The sequence below is a fragment of the Pararcticibacter amylolyticus genome, from assembly GCF_003130405.1.
GTDB lineage: Bacteria > Bacteroidota > Bacteroidia > Sphingobacteriales > Sphingobacteriaceae > Arcticibacter > Arcticibacter amylolyticus.
This window is the reverse complement of record NZ_QEAS01000144.1, coordinates 1-307: the sequence shown is the minus strand read 5'-3', so window position 1 is coordinate 307 and position 307 is coordinate 1. Positions and strand designations below refer to the sequence as shown.

Below are 307 nucleotides of genomic sequence, written 5' to 3'. Positions count from 1 at the left end.
GGGTAGACCCGATGGCGGAAGCTTCGGACGCGGTGAGCACGTATCATTATTCGGGGAACAACCCGGTGATGTACAATGACCCGCTGGGGGACAAGAAGCTGGAGGCGCTGCCGCCGCATGGGGGAGGGAATAGTGGTGGAGGGACCATTGATGTGATCAGCATGATGCTGAACTCGGCCTTCGGGGGGAGCTGGACACCGGACGGAGGGTTCAGCTACTTCGGTTCTGAAACGGATGCTCTCTACGAAGGGGCAGAATACATCTCGGCCACAGGCTCATGGGGTGGGTTCTGGGGCATGGCCCGGAC

1 protein-coding gene is annotated in these 307 nt (G+C 60.6%); it reads left to right on the top strand.

All coding sequences use genetic code 11. The annotated features are described in order from the left end of the window. The coding region (locus DDR33_RS26380) for an RHS repeat-associated core domain-containing protein (protein ID WP_202913862.1) at positions 1-307 on the top strand (307 nt) is incomplete at both ends.